This is a genomic window from Halomarina oriensis (genome assembly GCF_009791395.1).
In the GTDB taxonomy this organism is placed as follows: Archaea; Halobacteriota; Halobacteria; order Halobacteriales; family Haloarculaceae; genus Halomarina; species Halomarina oriensis.
This window is the reverse complement of the sequence record NZ_WSZK01000023.1, coordinates 35,044-49,686: the sequence shown is the minus strand read 5'-3', so window position 1 is coordinate 49,686 and position 14,643 is coordinate 35,044. Positions and strand designations below refer to the sequence as shown.

The window sequence follows — 14,643 nt, the reverse complement described above, 5'->3', positions numbered from 1 at the left end:
GTGCACGTAGTGAAGGGCCAGGAGTGGTATCAGGCCGACGAGGTGGCCGAGGAGTACGACGACAAGCGGTTCTCCCGCGGTGGCCGACTCATCGACGACCGCGAGAAGCGCGCCGTCCTCGACGCGCTGTCACCCCTCGACGACAAGCGTGTCCTCGAAATCGCCTGCGGAACCGGTCGGTTCACCGTGATGCTCGCCGAACGCGGCGCGGACATCACCGGTCTGGACATCTCCGAAGAGATGCTCCAGCAGGGCCGGGAGAAAGCGAAGCGTGCCGGGGTCGCCGACCACCTCCAGTTCATGCGTGGCGACGCCGCCCGCCTGCCGTTCCCCGACGACTACTTCGACGCGGTGTTCGCCATGCGCTTCTTCCACCTCGCGGACACCCCCGCCTCGTTCCTCTCGGAGATGTGCCGTGTCTCGAAGGACCAGGTGTTCTTCGACACGTTCAACAGTCTCTCGACGCGCTCCATCTACAACTGGGCGCTCCCGATGGGGTCGCGGCTCTACGCCGAGAGCGAGGTGCTCAGACTGCTCCACGGGGCGGGGCTTCGACTCCGACACGAGGAACACGACTTCCTGCTCCCCTACGGCTTCTACCGAGCGATTCCGAACGACATCGCCGAACCGTTCCGACGGATGGACCTCGCCGTCGGCGACAGCACCGTCGGCCAGCGCCTCGCCTCGGTGTCGTACTGGGACGCGAGCGTCAAGTAGCGCTTTTATCACTCCGGACCATCTGTGAGAGGTATGAAGCTCTCGGTAGTCGTTCCGACGCTCAACGGCCGGGAGCACCTGCGTCGCTGTCTCGACTCCCTGCGGACACACGCCCCCGACGCCGAGACGCTCGTCGTCAACGGCCCGAGCGTCGACGGGACGACGGGGATGGTCCGTGACCGTTCGGACGTCGACGTGCTCGTCGAGATAGACGAGCGGAACGTCAACGTCGCCCGGAACGCCGGCATCGAGCGGGCGAGCGGGGACGCCATCGCCTTCCTCGACTACGCGTACACCGTCGAAGCCGGGTGGAGCGACGCTATCCGCGAGTCACTCGACGGAACGGCCGGCGGTCACCGCGCCAGCGGCCACGGACCGGACCTCGCCTCGGTCGTCACCGGGCCGGTCCACCGGTCGCTCCGAGGTGGCGTGAGCACCGAGTCCGCCGAACGCCGGGCCATCGGCGGTCGGTCGGTGACGTACTTCGCCGGCGGGAACGTCGCGTTCGCCCGTGAGGTGCTCGACGCCGTCGACGGGTTCGACGAGTACCTGCTGACCGGCGGTGCGCGGGACGCGGCCCACCGTCTCGCCGCCGCGGGCTACGACGTGGAGTGGCTCCCGAAGATGACCGTCTGCCGCGAGGAGACGGCGGGCGAGATACGCCAGCCCTCACTCCGGGCGGACGGTGGCGAGCACCAGCGCGACTGGTACTGGCGGTATCGGTCGCTCTCTTACCGTCTCACGAAGAACTACGGGACGCCGTCGACCGCGTGGCGGGTCACGAGACACGCGTTCGGCGACGGCGGACGAGCGCTCGCCGACGTCGCCCGCGGCGAGTCCTCACCGTCGAAGTGGTGGGCTAACGGGTCGGACGTGGCCGTCGGGGCGCTCGTCGGCCTCAAAGACGGCGTCGGCGCTCGGTTCCGCGACCGCTCGTCCGTCCGGAACCCGAGTGGCCTCTCGACGCGCGGTGACCGGGCCGTCGCCGTCTACGACCGGCGGGACGGGTCGAGCGACTGATAAGCACGACCACCCTCGTCATGCGGTAGCGTGGCATGGCGTTCCGTGACGCGGTTTTCGACGCCTCCGACGACAGTTTTATATAGAATCGCAAACCATGTCCCGATTGATTATGGCTCAACAGATGCGCGGTCAGCCGATGTTCATCCTCTCGGAGGACAGCCAGCGAACTCGGGGACAGGACGCTCAGTCCTCGAACATCGCGGCCGGGAAAGCGGTGAGCAACGCCGTCCGGACCACACTCGGTCCGCGCGGGATGGACAAGATGCTCGTCTCGGACTCCGGTGACGTCACCATCACGAACGACGGGGCGACCATCCTCGAACGGATGGACATCGAGCACCCCGCCGCGCAGATGATCGTCGAGGTCGCCACGACCCAGGAGGAGGAGGTCGGCGACGGGACGACGACGGCGTCCGTGCTCTCGGGCGAACTGCTCGCCCGTGCCGAGGACCTGCTCGAAGACGACGTCCACCCGACGGCCATCGTCGAGGGCTACCACGAGGCCGCTCGCCTCGCTCAGGAGGCCATCGACGGGCAGGTACTCGACGAGGAACTCGACGACGACCTGCTCCGGAAGGTCGCCCGCTCGTCGATGACCGGGAAGGGCACCGGCGACGTCGGTGCCGGCCCGCTCGCCGAGACGGTCGTCAAGGCCATCCGGCAGGTCCACGACGGCGAGAAGGTCCAGCGCGACAACGTCACCGTCCGCACCCGTGTCGGCTCGAGTTCCAGCGCGACCGACCTCGTCGAGGGCGTCGTCAGCGACGACGAACCCGTCCACGAGAACATGCCTCGCCGCGTCGAGGACGCCACCATCGGCGTGCTCAACCTCGACCTCGAAGTCCGTGAGGGCGAGATCGACGCCGAGTACAACATCACCGACATCGACCAGCTCGAAGCCGCCCTGACCGCCGAGGAGGACGAACTCCGGGGCTACGCCGAGAGCCTCAAGGAGTCCGGCGTGGACGTCGCGTTCGTCACCGGCGACATCGACGACCGGGTCGCCTCCTTCCTCGCCAGCGAGGGCATCCTCGCCTTCGAGTCCGTCAGCGACGACGAGGCGACGTCCATCGCCCGCGCGACCGGCGCGAAGCGCGTCGGCACGCTCTCGGACCTCGACACCGAGGACTTCGGCCACGCCGACCTCGTCCGCGTCGAGAAGTACGGCGACGACGAACTGACGTTCGTCGAGGGCGGCGCGGAGGCCGAGACGGTCACCGTCTTCGCCCGCGGCGGCACCGAGCACGTCGTCGACGAACTCGAACGCGCACTCAACGACGCGCTCGACGTGACGACCGCCGCGCTCGACAAGGGCGGCGTCGTCCCCGGTGCCGGCGCGACCGAAATCGCCATCGCCGACCACATCCGCACCGAGGCCGCCTCCATCACCGGCCGCAAACAGCTCGCCGTCGAGGCGTTCGCCGATGCGCTCGACGTCCTGCCGCGCACGCTCGCCGCGAACGCCGGCATGGACCCCATCGACGCACTCGTCGAACTCCGCTCGACGTTCGAGAGCGAGGGCCGTTCGGGCATCGTCACGACGCCCGAAGCCGGCGAGATCGGCGACCCCATCGAAGCGGGCATCGTCGACCCCGCCGCCGTCAAGCGCGAGGCCATCGAGAGCGCCACCGAGGCCGCGACGATGATCGTCCGTATCGACGACGTCATCGCCTCGAACTAGCGCGGTTCGAAGCGGAGCGAGAACCGCGGCCGAGCCGAGCGGTGTAACCGCGAGGCAGCGCGCACTCACCCCGACTCCTCGTTTCTTTCACACGCCGGCGAGCGCCGCGTCATTCTTGTCCACGCGCCGAGTAGCGACGCCGTGATTCGCGCGTGGTTCGCTCGCAATCGGGAACGCCTCGCCGTCTGGCTGGTCGCCGTGCTCGTCGTCGCCGCCGGCGTCGGGGTCTACTTCCTCGTCCCGTACCCGGTCGACGAGCGGGCCATCGAAGCCGTCGGAGACGACCCGACGCTCACGGTCGAAGAGACGGACTCGGGACTCACTGTCCGCCCCGCCGGAAGCGACCCCGCCGAGGGTCTGATCCTCTACCCCGGTGCGCTCGTCCCGACCGAAGCGTACGTTCCGCTCGCGGGTGACGTCGCTCGGGAAGCCGGGATGGCGGTGCATCTCGTCGACGTGCCGCTGAACCTCGCCATCCTCGACGTCGACGCGGCGAGCGCCGTCGTCGATGCACACCCCGACGTCGACCGGTGGTACGTCGGCGGCCACTCGCTGGGCGGGGCGATGGCCTGTCGGTACGCGGATGCGAACGCCGACGAACTGGCGGGTGTCGTCCTGCTCGGCGCGTACTGTGAGGCCGACGTGCGCGACACGGACCTCGACGTGCTGACCGTCGTCGGCACTCGTGACAGCGTCGTGAACCGCGCGGCCGTCGAACGTTCGCGTGCCCTCGTCCCCGACGACGCGCGGTTCGTCGCCGTCGAGGGGATGAACCACACGCAGGTCGGCGTCTACTCGGGGCAGGCCGACACCGACGGGACGATTCCGAACGTCGAGGCCCGTCAGCGTGTCGCCACGGCCGTCGCGGACTGGCTCACCGAGGGGGACCGAACCGCCGACGCACGACCGGTGGCCGTCTCTCCGAGTCCCGTCGCTCAGACCTGCCGTTCGGCTTCCGCGACCAGGTCGGCGAGTTCGTCGCGCTCGAAGTAGAGCAGTTCGACGGCGACCACGGCGACGGAGACGAGCGCGACGGCGTAGAACGTGCCCCGCTCGGCGGTGTAGAGGTGGTAGAGGAGCAGCGGGAACGCGGCGGTCGTCCCCAGCACGCCGAGGGTGGGAATCGCTCCGCGAATCGCGTCCTCGTCGCGGCGCTGGAAGGCGATGAAGCTCATGACGCCGAAGACGACGATGAACGCCAGTGACCCGAACGAGGTGATGCCCGAGAGGCTGCCGTAGGCGGTGAACGCCGCCCACGCCGCGGCCCCGGCGATGGCGGCGACGACACCGAGCACCGAGAAGACGCCGCCACCGATCATCCCGCCGAGACCGATGGCCGTCGCCCCGCTCAGCCCCAACTTCCCATCGCTCATGGGGCACGACTCGTCGTGCCCCTCGTACCAGCGTTCTCCTTGACCATTCATGGCCGGATACGTCCCGACGGCCGGCTCTGGGCCGTCACCTCGTGTGCCGCTCAGACCGCCGAGAGCGTCGGCAGTCGCCAGTCGCCACGGACCGCCAGCATTCGTACCGCGAACACGGCGACGGCGGTGCCGAGCAGTGCCTGCTCGGAGGTAGCACCCCCCACCGTCGCCGCCCAGAAGCCCGCACCGCCGACGGCCGCCGGTGTCGCGTAGAAGTCCTCCCGGAGGACGACGGGGACGCGCGTCAACAGCAGGTCGGCCAGGCTCCCGCCGCCGACGCCGGTGAGCGTCGCCAGCACGACGACGCCGAACGGCGAGAGACCGGCCTCGACGCCGACGAGTGCGCCCGTCGCGGCGAACGCCGCCAGTCCGACGGCGTCCGAGACGACCAGCGCGGGGTGGCCCCGGACGTCCTCGCTGAGGACGACGAACGCGACGGCGAGGGCCACGCCGACGAACGCGACGGTCACGTCCGCGGTCGACCGGAGTGCGGCCGGGACTCGGCCGACCAGCACGTCCCGGAGCGTCCCGCCACCGAGCGCCGTCAGCACGCCGAGCACCACGACGCCGAACAGGTCGAGGTCCGCCTCCGCACCCTTGAGTGCACCCGCCGCAGCGAACGCGAGCAGGCCGAGCGCGTTCATCACGGTGAAGGCGTCCACCATCAGCGTTCGACCGTCACCCGGACGCCGTCGCCGACGGCCAGGCCGAACAGTTCGTCACCACGCCCCCGATTCACGGCCAGTTCGACGTTGCCGTGACTCCCGACCGTCACCAGCGGTTCGCCGGCCTCGGTGTGGGCGTACGCGGGTGTGACCGGGTAGACCGCGCCACCGCTCGCGTCGACCGGACCGACGTGGACGCGTTCGCGGCCGGCGAGCAGGTCACCGGGGAGGTTCGTCACGACGTTGCCGAAGCCGTCGACGACGAGCACCTCGCCGGTCGCGGAGGTGGCGCTGGCCGCGATTTCGGGGTCGGGAAACCGCAGGTCGACGAACTCGTCGGTCGGTGTCGCGGCGTCGAGCGTCCCGATGGCGTCGACACCGGCCTCGTGGACGGCGGCCGCGGCCGGCGCGAACACGTCTCGACCGTGGAACGTCGAACTCGCCGGGTCGTCGACGTGCCAGTCGAAGGTCTCGACCGTCGCGTCGGTTCGTTCGGCTATCTCACGAGCGGGCGGCAAGAGCAGACCGTTGTCCGGGCCGACGAGCGCGTGGTCGCCGACGCGGACGACGAGCGCCGCCCGGTCGGTGCCGACGCCGGGGTCGACGACGGCGCAGTGGACGGCCGGCGGGAACCACGGCAGCGTCTCGCGCAACCAGAACGCACTCGCTCGCACGTCCTGTCTGGGGAGGTCGTGAGCGACGTCGACGACACGGGCGTCACAGCGGTCGAGAATCACGCCGCGCATCGCGGCGGGGTAGGGCGTCCCGAAGTCCGACGCGAGAGTAATCATACTCGACGGTCCGGGTGCGAACGGCTAAACGCAATCGGAACCGGGGACGCTTTCGGCTCGCTCCCGGACGGTCCGACATGGCGTGGACGATACAGGGCGCTCCGCCCGAGTACTGCCCGTGGTGTGGCGAGTCACTGGGGGCTCGGAGTCACGAGGGCTGGGACCTGCCGTACTGCGATTCCTGTGAGCGGACGCTGTATCGCAACCCCGTGCCGATGGGTCGAGCGACGCTCGTCGACGGCGACAGCGCACTGCTCGTCGCACGTGGTCGTGGCTCGAACGTCGGGGAGTGGGCACTCGCAGGCGGGCACCTCGACCATCAGGAACCACCGGCCGTCGGTGCGGCCCGTGAACTCGCCGAGGAGACCGGCCTCTCGATACACCCCGACGACCTGACGCTCCTCGGAACCGGGTTCCTGCGGTTCCAGAGCGGACTGACGATGGTCTCGATCGACTACGTCGGCGACGTCGCGGACGCGACCGGCACGCTCGAAGCGGGCGACGACGCCGTGGACGCCCGGTTCTGGTCGCGCGAGGAACTGGTCGCTGACCCGCCGCAGTTGCGTGCGTCGGGGCTGGAGCAGGTGCTCCGGGCCATCGAGACCGTCGGGGAGCACCGTGACTGAGTCCGGGCCGGTCAGAGCCCGTTCCCGTTGGAGTCGCTCTGTGAGACCTGTCGGAGGCGGCCGACGCCGTCTATCTCGTCGACGACCTCCTCGACGGCGTCGGGGACGAGGCCGCGCCAGTCGCCGTCGGTCCGGATGCGCTCGCGGACCTCGGAGCCCTCGAGTTCGTCGCGCCGGAACATCGGCGAGGAGCGGACCTCCGTGCCGGCCTCCTCGAAGAGGCGAATCACGAGCGGATTGTTCGAGTAGGCGACGTCGAACTTCGGGGACATGCTCTCGACGTGGCTGACCCAGACGGCGTTCCGGTTGAGGTCCTCGAGCGGTACGGCGTAGGAGATGATGTCGAGGTCCGCGACGGCCTTCGTGATCATCATGAGTCGCTCGCCGCCGGTGAACGGGTCGTGTGTGGTGTGTGACAGGTCGGCGCTCCCGATACCGAGCACGAGTTCGTCCACCTCTTCGGCGATCTCCTCGACCATCCGGTGATGACCGTCGTGATAGGGCTGGAAGCGGCCGATGTAGCACCCCCGCAGCATACTCCTCCCTGTGGCGCTCGTTTAATAAGGACTCCGGAGTACCCCCGTTGGCGACGTATCGTCCCATTCGCCCGCAATCGGGCGTTTTCGGCTGTGTGGACGGGACTGGAGCGGGAGAAAGTATATCAATCGACGGCCCGTCGTTTGTGGTGATAGCAACGGTTCTATGAGCGACAACAACGCAGACGAGGTACCCTCGGAGGATGGGGAGGTCGAACTTCCGGCCGACCAGCCAGACACGGAGGGAACCGAGCCTGATCTCGGACGCGACGTCTCTGCCGACATGGTCGTCGACGAGGACGCGACGGACGACCTCCTGGGTGGACTCCAGATAGGGAGCACCGCCGACATCGAGGTCCCCGACCGTCTCGTCGACCAGGTCATCGGGCAGGACCACGCCCGCGACATCATCCTGAAGGCGGCCAAACAGCGCCGCCACGTCATGATGATCGGCTCTCCGGGGACGGGGAAGTCGATGCTCGCCAAGGCGATGAGTCAGCTCCTCCCCCGCGAGGAGCTCCAGGACGTCCTCGTCTACCACAACCCGGACGACGGCAACGAGCCGAAGATTCGCACCGTTCCCGCAGGGAAAGGTGAACAGATCGTCGAGGCCCACAAGGAGGAGGCCCGCAAGCGCAACCAGATGCGCAGCTTCCTCATGTGGATCATCATCGCCATCGTCATCGGCTACGCACTCATCGTCGAGGGGGCCGTCCTCCTCGGCATCCTCGCGGCCGGTGTCATCTACCTCGCGTTCCGCTACTCCTCGCGGGGCAGCGACGCGATGATTCCGAACCTCCTCGTGAACAACGCCGACCACCAGACCGCGCCGTTCGAGGACGCGACGGGTGCTCACGCCGGCGCGCTGCTCGGCGACGTCCGTCACGACCCGTTCCAGTCCGGCGGGATGGAGACGCCGAGCCACGACCGCGTCGAGGCCGGCGCGATTCACAAGTCGAACAAGGGCGTGCTGTTCGTCGACGAGATCAACACGCTCGACATCCGCTCCCAGCAGAAGCTGATGACGGCCATCCAAGAGGGCGAGTTCTCCATCACCGGGCAGAGCGAGCGCTCCTCGGGTGCGATGGTCCAGACCGAACCCGTCCCGACGGACTTCGTCATGGTCGCCGCCGGGAACATGGACGCGATGGAGAACATGCACCCGGCGCTCCGCTCGCGCATCAAGGGGTACGGGTACGAGGTGTACATGGACGACACCATCGAGGACACCCCGGAGATGCGCCGGAAGTACGCCCGGTTCATCGCCCAGGAGGTCGAGAAGGACGGCCGCCTGCCGCACTTCGACAACGAGGCCGTCGAGGAGGTCATCCTCGAAGCCCAGCGCCGTGCACAGCGCAAGGGCCACCTCACCCTCGAACTGCGGAATCTCGGTGGCCTCGTGCGTGTCGCGGGCGACATCGCCCGCGCCGAGGACGCCGAGTACACGACGCGCGACCACGTGCTCCGCGCCAAGCGCCGTAGTCGCTCCATCGAACAGCAACTCGCCGACCAGTACATCGAGCGCCGCAAGGACTACGACATGACCGTCGCGGAGGGCGACGTCGTCGGTCGGGTCAACGGCCTCGCGGTCATGGGCGGCGACTCCGGGATGGTCATGCCCGTCATGGCCGAGGTCGCGCCCTCGCAGGGCCCCGGCGAGGTCATCGCCACCGGGAAGCTCCAGGACATCGCCCAGGAGGCCGTGATGAACGTCTCGGCCATCCTCAAGAAGTTCTCCGACGAGGACATCTCGAAGCAGGACATCCACATCCAGTACGTCCAGAGCTACGAGGGCGTCCAGGGCGACTCCGCGAGCGTCACGATGGCCACCGCGGTCATCAGCGCGCTGGAGAACATCCCGGTCAGCCAGTCCGTGGCGATGACCGGGTCGCTCTCGGTCCGTGGCGACGTGCTCCCGGTCGGCGGGGTCACCCACAAGATCGAGGCCGCCGCGAAGGCCGGCATGGACACCGTCATCATCCCGGCGGCGAACATGCAGGACGTGATGATCGAAGACGAGTTCAAAGACCAGATCGAGATCATCCCGGTCAGCCACATCAGCGAGGTGCTGGACGTGGCGCTGGCCGGCGAACCCGAGAAGGACTCGCTGGTCGACCGGCTCAAGAACATCACCGGGCAGGCCCTCGAATCCGGCTCCGGGTCGCCCGGTCGTGGCTCCCCGAGCCCGCAGTAACACCCGATGACCGAGTGGACGGCGTTCGTCGCGGTGACGACCGTCGTCCTGTTCTTGTTGCTCACACTCGCACGACTCTCCCAGAGCGTCGGCTCCGACCGGGCCGACGAGACCGACGCCGACGCGGCGAGTCCGGCCCCGCTCACCGAGTCGACGCCCGGCCTCGACGTGACGGCGGCCGTCGACCGCGACGCACAGTACGCACCCCTCGAAGTCGGGCGCTATCCCGACGCGCCGTCACCCGCCGAGCGGACGGTGGCGGGACTCGGCGACCCCGACCTCCCGACGGCCGCGTTGCTCCTCAACGTCGCGCTCTCGCAGGGCGTGCTCGGCGCGTTCCTCCTGTTCGGTGCGTTCTACGCGAGCGTCCCGCTGCCAGCGCTCGGTGTCGACCTCGCGGACCCGCTCTCGACGGGCCTGCCGGCGCTCGGTGTCGGTGTGGGCGTCGGCGTCGGTCTCTACCTCGTCAACGTCGCGGGCGCAGCGGCCGCGGCCGCCGCCGGCTTCGAGTACGACGAGTCACTGCGCGACGTGCTCACGCCGGCCTCGCGTGGTGGCTGGGGACTCCTTCTGCTCGCGGTGCTCCCGCTCATCGCGGGCTTCGAGGAACTCCTGTTCCGCGCGGCGCTGGTCGGCGCGTTCGGCGAGGGGCTGGCGCTGTCCCCGTGGCTCCTCGCCGTCGTCTCCTCGATAGCGTTCGCGTTCGGGCACGGTGCACAGGGGCGGATGGGGATGCTCGTGACGGGCGTCCTCGGGTTCGTCCTCGCGGTCGTGTTCGTGCTGACCAACAGTCTGCTCGCCGTCGTCGTCGCCCACTACCTCGTCAACGCCCTGGAGTTCGTCGTCGGGGGCTACCTCGGCGTCGAGTGGCACTGAGCGTCACTCGACTGCCGGTTCGGCTTCGGCGTCGGGAGCACGTTCCGTCCCGGCGTCGCCGTCGACAGCGACGACCCAGAACCCACCGAAGACGAGGAGAACCCCACCGACGAGCAGTGGAAGGAGGAGGTGAGTGCCACAGGAGAGTCCGTACACCGAGTCGACGCCGAGAACCGGGAGTTCCACTCCCGCGGCCGGGTCGTCGCGGCGGGCGTACGCCCAGTCGAACAGGCGCTTGATGGCGTCCAGGACGCCGACGGCGAACAGCCCCGCGAAGACGCCGAGCGCCGGTTTCGGTATCTCCCGCCAGTGGACGTATCCAGCAGTCACTGCGACGACGCCCGCCGTGCGCGTCGTCGCGTACCGGAGTCGCTCGTGGGGACCAGTCACGACTCGTTCTCGTCGAACGGACGTATCGACCTTCGGACGAGTACGGCGACTTCGACCGTCTGACGAGCGTCTGACGCAGAGCTTTGTGTGGCGAGTGACAATGCCGCCCATGACCAGCCTCACGGAGGTATACAACGGGGGCGCTGGCGGGGCGAACCTCCGACGGCTGTACCTCGGCGTTTCGCTGTTCGCAGTCGGCGTGGTGCTCGTCCTGAGCGGCATGGTGTTTGCGACCACCGAACTCGGCGGTGCGTGGTTCGGGTTCCACTGGACGGTCGAACACGAACTCGGTATCACACTCGCGGGGCTCGGTGTCCCGGCGGTGTTCGTCGGCATCCTCGCTGTCCTGCCGTCGAGTCGCCGCGTCAAGGCCGCCGCGACGGCCGGTGCTGCCATCGCCGTCGTCGGCGTCCTCATGTTCCGTGCCGTCTACCCGGAAAACTGGATTCTGGCGGATGTGAGCTACGCGTTCCCGGTCATCGCGGTCTACCTCTTCGGAACCGTCGTCACCTTCTGGTGTCTGTTCGTCGGCGTGGCGAACTTCAAGACCCGCAACGACCCCGGCGGCACGGTGAAACTCGAAATCACTCAGGAAGGCGAGACACGGGTCGTCGAAGTCGACCGGTCGGAACTCTCGTCGCTCGGCGGTCTCGGCTCCATCGGTGGGATGGGTGGTGTCGGCCTGCTCGGCAACGACCCCGACGGTGAGGTCGAGACCCAGACGGCAGGGTCGGGAGCCACGCCGACGCCGAGTCCCCGCTCGGACGGTGGGACGGCTACCGACACCGTCTCGACGCCGACCGGGAGCCCCGACCCGGTGCCGGACTCGGCGACGGTGCTCGGCGAGGACGACCCGCGGGATGCGACCGACCGCTACTGCGGGTCGTGTGCGCACTTCCGGTACGTCCGCACCGGTGAGGGCCTCCAGCCGTACTGCGGTGTCCACGAGGAACTGATGGACGACATGGAGCCGTGCTCGCAGTGGCAGCGCAACAACTGAGCCGACCGACCCGTCTTTTCACCCGTCTCGAACCGCTTCGAGCGTCTCCGCGACACGCTCCCAGTGACTCCCCTTCCAGAACAGTTGGCCACAGTCCGCACAGCGCCAGACGGCCTCGGTCCGGGGGTCGGGCGCGTCCTCGGCGGTCGGTTCTGCTGGACCGACCCGTTCGAGCGAGCCGTTGCAGGCCCCACAGAACGCCGGTGACTCGTCGAGCGTCAGGTCGACGCCTGCCCGGTGGAGTTCCCCGAGTTCGTCGACCACGTCGCGTTCACGCAGGAGGATGGACTCGTCGACACGCTCGGCCAACTGGACGTTCCGCGTGACGAGCGTGCGGTCCTCGGACTCCACGAGTTCGAGGACTTCCCCACCGGCCTCACAGTCCCGGTCCAGCGAGTAGGCGGTGTCGTGGCCGCACATTCGGAGGGAGGCGCGCAGGCCGCCACACATCGTGTCGAGCAGGAGGCGCACGGCTACAGTCCGAGGAACGACTCCACCTCGTCGAGCGACCACGCGTTGAGCACGTCGTCGCGCTCGGCCCACCCGCGACGGGCGGTGTGGACGCCGTAGCGAAGCAGGTCGAAGCTCTCGGGGCGGTGTGCGTCGGTGTCGATGGCGATGGTCGCCCCCGCGTCGATGGCGGCTTTGACCGCGCCACCGCGCAGGTCGAGACGGTTCGGGTTGGCGTTGACTTCGAGGGCGGTGCCGGCGTCGGCCGCGGCCGCCGCGAGCTCACCGAAGTCGACGTCCAGTCCGGGCCGCTGGTTCAACTGGCGACCGGTGGGGTGACCGACGACGTTCACGCTCGGGTGCTCGGCGGCGCGAATCAGACGCTCGGTGCCGTCGCCGTCGAGGGCGGCGTGTGGGGAGGCGACGACGCAGTCCAACTCCTCGAGCAGCGAGTCCCGGACCGAGATTTCGCCCTCGCTGTCGACGTTGGCCTCGACGCCGGCGAAGACGCGGATGTCGGCATCGTCGTCGACTTCACGAACTTCTGCGAGTTGGGCTTCGAGGTCGTCGTCCTCGACGCCGACGCCGCCGACCATCCCCGGTCCCGTCGCGTGGTCGGTGATGGCGACGTAGTCGTAGCCTCGCTCCTCGGCTCCAGCGACCATCTCGGCGATGCTGTTCCGGCCGTCCGACCAGTTCGTGTGACAGTGCAGGTCACCGCGCATCTGGTCGAGTTCGAGCAGGTCGGGTAGTGCGTCCTCGGCGGCCGCCTGCACCTCGCCGCGGTCCTCGCGGAGTTCGGGCGGAATCAGAGGGAGGTCGAGGGCGTCGTACAGCTCCGCTTCGGTGTGGCCGGCGACTTTCTCGCCGACGCGTTGGCTTCCGTCGGACTCGTCCGACGACGTTCGGGACCCGTCGGTTCCCTCACCGGAGCCGGGGTCCTCGACGCCCGACACGTCGAACACGCCGTACTCGTTGACCTTCAGGTCGCGGTCGATGGCGCGGTCACGGACGCGGATGTTGTGGGCCTTGCTCCCGGTGAAGTACTGGAGCGCCGCGCCGAACTCCTCGGGGTCGGTCACCCGGAGGTCCACGCGGATGCCCCGCGACCGGACCGACGCCTTGTTCGTCCCGGCCTCGATGACGTCGTCGGCGTCGGGCCAGTCGGTGAACCCCGAGACGACGGCTTCGGGGTCGGCGCTGGCGACGAGGACGTCGACGTCGCCGATGGTCGCCCGCCAGCGCCGGAGCGACCCGGCGACCTCCCAGCGGTTCGCGGCGTCGATGGTCTCGACGTGCGCGAGGACGTCCTCGGCGAGCGGCCGGGCGTCCGCGAGCAACTGGCGCTGCTGGGTCTGCCGGGCGAAGTCGACGTTGTCGAGGATGTTCTGTTCGGTCTTCGGACCGAACCCCGAGATCTCCCGTATCCGCTCCTCGCGGGCGGCTTCTTCGAGGTCGTCTAAGTCCTCGATACCCAGCGCGTCGTAGAGGCTGGCGACGGACTTCGGGCCGACGCCCTCGACACTGGTCAGACCGGCCATGTCGACGGGCAACTCGGCGCGCGCCTCCTCTAACTCCGCTATCTCGCCCGTCTCGACGTACTCGACGACCTTCGCGGCGATGGCGTCGCCCACGCGGTCGATCTCGCCGACGCGCTCCGCGCCGCCCTCGCGGGCCATCTCGGCGACGTTCTCCGGGTAGTCCCGGATGTTCTCGGCGGCGAGGCGATAGGCGCGCGGTTTGTACTCCACGTCCCGTGCTTCGAGCAGGTCGGCGAACTCCTCGAACAGCTCTGCGAGTTCGTCGTTGCGGACGTTCCGCTCGCTCATCGGCGGTTCCTCGCGTTGCTGCTGTCACGACCGAGCGCCTGCCGGAGGAAGTTCATCCAGCGTTTCTGGTCGGCGGCGTCGCTGGCCTTCGCCTGTCGCTCGACGTCCGCCTCGCCGAGGCTCTCCAGCGCCGAGAGCGCCCGGTCGAGGCCGACGATGGCTCCCACGAGTTCCTCGCCCTCCTCGTAGCTGATGTCGGCCGCTTCGAGGCGTTGACGACGCTGGAGGCGTTCGCGCCGGAGGTTCTTCTTCGCTCGATCGACCCGCTCCCGTTCGCCCGGCGGGATGGTGTCCCTGCGTTTGATCTCGAAGACGAACTCCCGCAGTGCGATCTCCTCGCCCTGCACCTCGATCTCGTCCGGGATCGACGCCCCGACCGTCGCACCCTCGCGGTCGACGCGTTCGAGCAACCCCTTCCGCTCGAACTCCTTCATACGAGCC

Annotated in this window: 16 protein-coding genes; 8 read left to right on the top strand and 8 right to left on the bottom strand. The window is 68.8% G+C overall.

The window, feature by feature from the left end; all coding sequences use genetic code 11:
* Positions 1 to 9 precede the first annotated feature (9 nt).
* The 4 genes from GQS65_RS13340 (at position 10) to GQS65_RS13325 (ending at position 4,414) form a co-directional block, all read left to right on the top strand.
* Positions 10 to 717 (top strand): methyltransferase domain-containing protein, encoded by a 708-nt coding sequence (locus GQS65_RS13340; RefSeq protein WP_368280155.1) that lies wholly within the window; start codon positions 10 to 12, stop codon positions 715 to 717.
* A 33-nt stretch (positions 718 to 750) separates the two neighbouring features.
* Positions 751 to 1,737, top strand: a complete 987-nt coding sequence (locus tag GQS65_RS13335) for a glycosyltransferase family 2 protein (RefSeq protein WP_158205132.1) — start codon at positions 751 to 753, stop codon at positions 1,735 to 1,737.
* Positions 1,738 to 1,849: 112 nt separating this feature from the next.
* The gene (thsA, locus tag GQS65_RS13330; protein ID WP_368280153.1) at positions 1,850 to 3,421 is read left to right on the top strand and encodes a thermosome subunit alpha; all 1,572 of its coding nucleotides are present in this window, start codon (positions 1,850 to 1,852) and stop codon (positions 3,419 to 3,421) included.
* Between the two features lie 141 nt (positions 3,422 to 3,562).
* Entirely contained in the window at positions 3,563 to 4,414 is an 852-nt protein-coding gene (locus tag GQS65_RS13325; RefSeq protein WP_158205131.1) for an alpha/beta hydrolase, read from the top strand.
* Here the strand turns inward: GQS65_RS13325 and GQS65_RS13320 are convergent.
* From GQS65_RS13320 to GQS65_RS13310, 3 genes are all read right to left on the bottom strand, one after another.
* Positions 4,357 to 4,794, bottom strand: a complete 438-nt coding sequence (locus GQS65_RS13320) for a hypothetical protein (RefSeq protein WP_158205130.1) — start codon at positions 4,792 to 4,794, stop codon at positions 4,357 to 4,359. The genes GQS65_RS13325 and GQS65_RS13320 overlap by 58 nt on opposite strands.
* A 101-nt stretch (positions 4,795 to 4,895) precedes the next feature.
* Complete coding sequence (locus GQS65_RS13315) at positions 4,896 to 5,510, bottom strand: trimeric intracellular cation channel family protein (RefSeq protein WP_158205129.1); 615 nt, start codon at positions 5,508 to 5,510, stop codon at positions 4,896 to 4,898.
* Entirely contained in the window at positions 5,510 to 6,301 is a 792-nt protein-coding gene (locus tag GQS65_RS13310; RefSeq protein WP_158205128.1) for an SAM hydrolase/SAM-dependent halogenase family protein, read from the bottom strand. The genes GQS65_RS13315 and GQS65_RS13310 overlap by 1 nt, the downstream gene beginning before the upstream one ends.
* A 77-nt stretch (positions 6,302 to 6,378) precedes the next feature.
* Here GQS65_RS13310 and GQS65_RS13305 point away from each other — a divergent pair, with 77 nt between their 5' ends.
* Positions 6,379 to 6,927: an NUDIX domain-containing protein gene (locus GQS65_RS13305; RefSeq protein WP_158205127.1), complete on the top strand. Its 549-nt coding sequence runs from the start codon at positions 6,379 to 6,381 to the stop codon at positions 6,925 to 6,927.
* 11 nt (positions 6,928 to 6,938) lie between these two features.
* On the opposite strand, the gene GQS65_RS13300 is transcribed toward GQS65_RS13305, so the two are convergent.
* Positions 6,939 to 7,463 (bottom strand): nicotinamide-nucleotide adenylyltransferase, encoded by a 525-nt coding sequence (locus GQS65_RS13300; RefSeq protein ID WP_158205126.1) that lies wholly within the window; start codon positions 7,461 to 7,463, stop codon positions 6,939 to 6,941.
* 166 nt (positions 7,464 to 7,629) lie between these two features.
* Between GQS65_RS13300 and lonB the strand changes: the two genes are divergently transcribed.
* Both lonB and GQS65_RS13290 read left to right on the top strand, forming a co-directional pair.
* Positions 7,630 to 9,657, top strand: a complete 2,028-nt coding sequence (lonB, locus tag GQS65_RS13295; RefSeq protein WP_158205125.1) for an ATP-dependent protease LonB — start codon at positions 7,630 to 7,632, stop codon at positions 9,655 to 9,657.
* Positions 9,658 to 9,663: 6 nt separating this feature from the next.
* Complete coding sequence (locus GQS65_RS13290) at positions 9,664 to 10,533, top strand: CPBP family intramembrane glutamic endopeptidase (RefSeq protein ID WP_158205124.1); 870 nt, start codon at positions 9,664 to 9,666, stop codon at positions 10,531 to 10,533.
* A 3-nt stretch (positions 10,534 to 10,536) separates the two neighbouring features.
* Here GQS65_RS13290 and GQS65_RS13285 read toward each other — a convergent pair whose 3' ends face one another.
* The gene (locus GQS65_RS13285) at positions 10,537 to 10,923 is read right to left on the bottom strand and encodes a hypothetical protein (RefSeq protein ID WP_158205123.1); all 387 of its coding nucleotides are present in this window, start codon (positions 10,921 to 10,923) and stop codon (positions 10,537 to 10,539) included.
* Positions 10,924 to 11,032: 109 nt separating this feature from the next.
* Between GQS65_RS13285 and GQS65_RS13280 the strand changes: the two genes are divergently transcribed.
* On the top strand, positions 11,033 to 11,923 hold the full coding sequence (locus tag GQS65_RS13280; protein WP_158205122.1) for a DUF7139 domain-containing protein: 891 nt from the start codon (positions 11,033 to 11,035) through the stop codon (positions 11,921 to 11,923).
* Between the two features lie 18 nt (positions 11,924 to 11,941).
* Here GQS65_RS13280 and GQS65_RS13275 read toward each other — a convergent pair whose 3' ends face one another.
* Genes GQS65_RS13275 through GQS65_RS13265 form a run of 3 tightly spaced genes read right to left on the bottom strand, consistent with a single transcriptional unit; the run spans position 11,942 to position 14,636 of the window.
* Complete coding sequence (locus tag GQS65_RS13275; protein ID WP_368280150.1) at positions 11,942 to 12,394, bottom strand: Mut7-C RNAse domain-containing protein; 453 nt, start codon at positions 12,392 to 12,394, stop codon at positions 11,942 to 11,944.
* A 2-nt stretch (positions 12,395 to 12,396) separates the two neighbouring features.
* The gene (locus tag GQS65_RS13270; protein ID WP_158205121.1) at positions 12,397 to 14,202 is read right to left on the bottom strand and encodes a helix-hairpin-helix domain-containing protein; all 1,806 of its coding nucleotides are present in this window, start codon (positions 14,200 to 14,202) and stop codon (positions 12,397 to 12,399) included.
* Positions 14,199 to 14,636: a DUF5788 family protein gene (locus GQS65_RS13265; protein ID WP_158205120.1), complete on the bottom strand. Its 438-nt coding sequence runs from the start codon at positions 14,634 to 14,636 to the stop codon at positions 14,199 to 14,201. The genes GQS65_RS13270 and GQS65_RS13265 overlap by 4 nt, the downstream gene beginning before the upstream one ends.
* Positions 14,637 to 14,643 lie beyond the last annotated feature (7 nt).

Bases quoted from the DNA above. Each gene is read 5' to 3' on its own strand.
- GQS65_RS13270 (WP_158205121.1), bottom strand. From the start codon at position 14,202: ATGAGCGAGCGGAACGTCCGCAACGACGAACTCGCAGAGCTGTTCGAG.
- GQS65_RS13280 (WP_158205122.1), top strand. From the start codon at position 11,033: ATGACCAGCCTCACGGAGGTATACAACGGGGGCGCTGGCGGGGCGAAC.
- GQS65_RS13315 (WP_158205129.1), bottom strand. From the start codon at position 5,510: ATGGTGGACGCCTTCACCGTGATGAACGCGCTCGGCCTGCTCGCGTTC.
- GQS65_RS13320 (WP_158205130.1), bottom strand. From the start codon at position 4,794: ATGAGCGATGGGAAGTTGGGGCTGAGCGGGGCGACGGCCATCGGTCTC.
- GQS65_RS13300 (WP_158205126.1), bottom strand. From the start codon at position 7,463: ATGCTGCGGGGGTGCTACATCGGCCGCTTCCAGCCCTATCACGACGGT.
- GQS65_RS13290 (WP_158205124.1), top strand. From the start codon at position 9,664: ATGACCGAGTGGACGGCGTTCGTCGCGGTGACGACCGTCGTCCTGTTC.
- lonB (WP_158205125.1), top strand. From the start codon at position 7,630: ATGAGCGACAACAACGCAGACGAGGTACCCTCGGAGGATGGGGAGGTC.
- GQS65_RS13335 (WP_158205132.1), top strand. From the start codon at position 751: ATGAAGCTCTCGGTAGTCGTTCCGACGCTCAACGGCCGGGAGCACCTG.
- GQS65_RS13310 (WP_158205128.1), bottom strand. From the start codon at position 6,301: ATGATTACTCTCGCGTCGGACTTCGGGACGCCCTACCCCGCCGCGATG.
- GQS65_RS13305 (WP_158205127.1), top strand. From the start codon at position 6,379: ATGGCGTGGACGATACAGGGCGCTCCGCCCGAGTACTGCCCGTGGTGT.
- thsA (WP_368280153.1), top strand. From the start codon at position 1,850: ATGGCTCAACAGATGCGCGGTCAGCCGATGTTCATCCTCTCGGAGGAC.
- GQS65_RS13265 (WP_158205120.1), bottom strand. From the start codon at position 14,636: ATGAAGGAGTTCGAGCGGAAGGGGTTGCTCGAACGCGTCGACCGCGAG.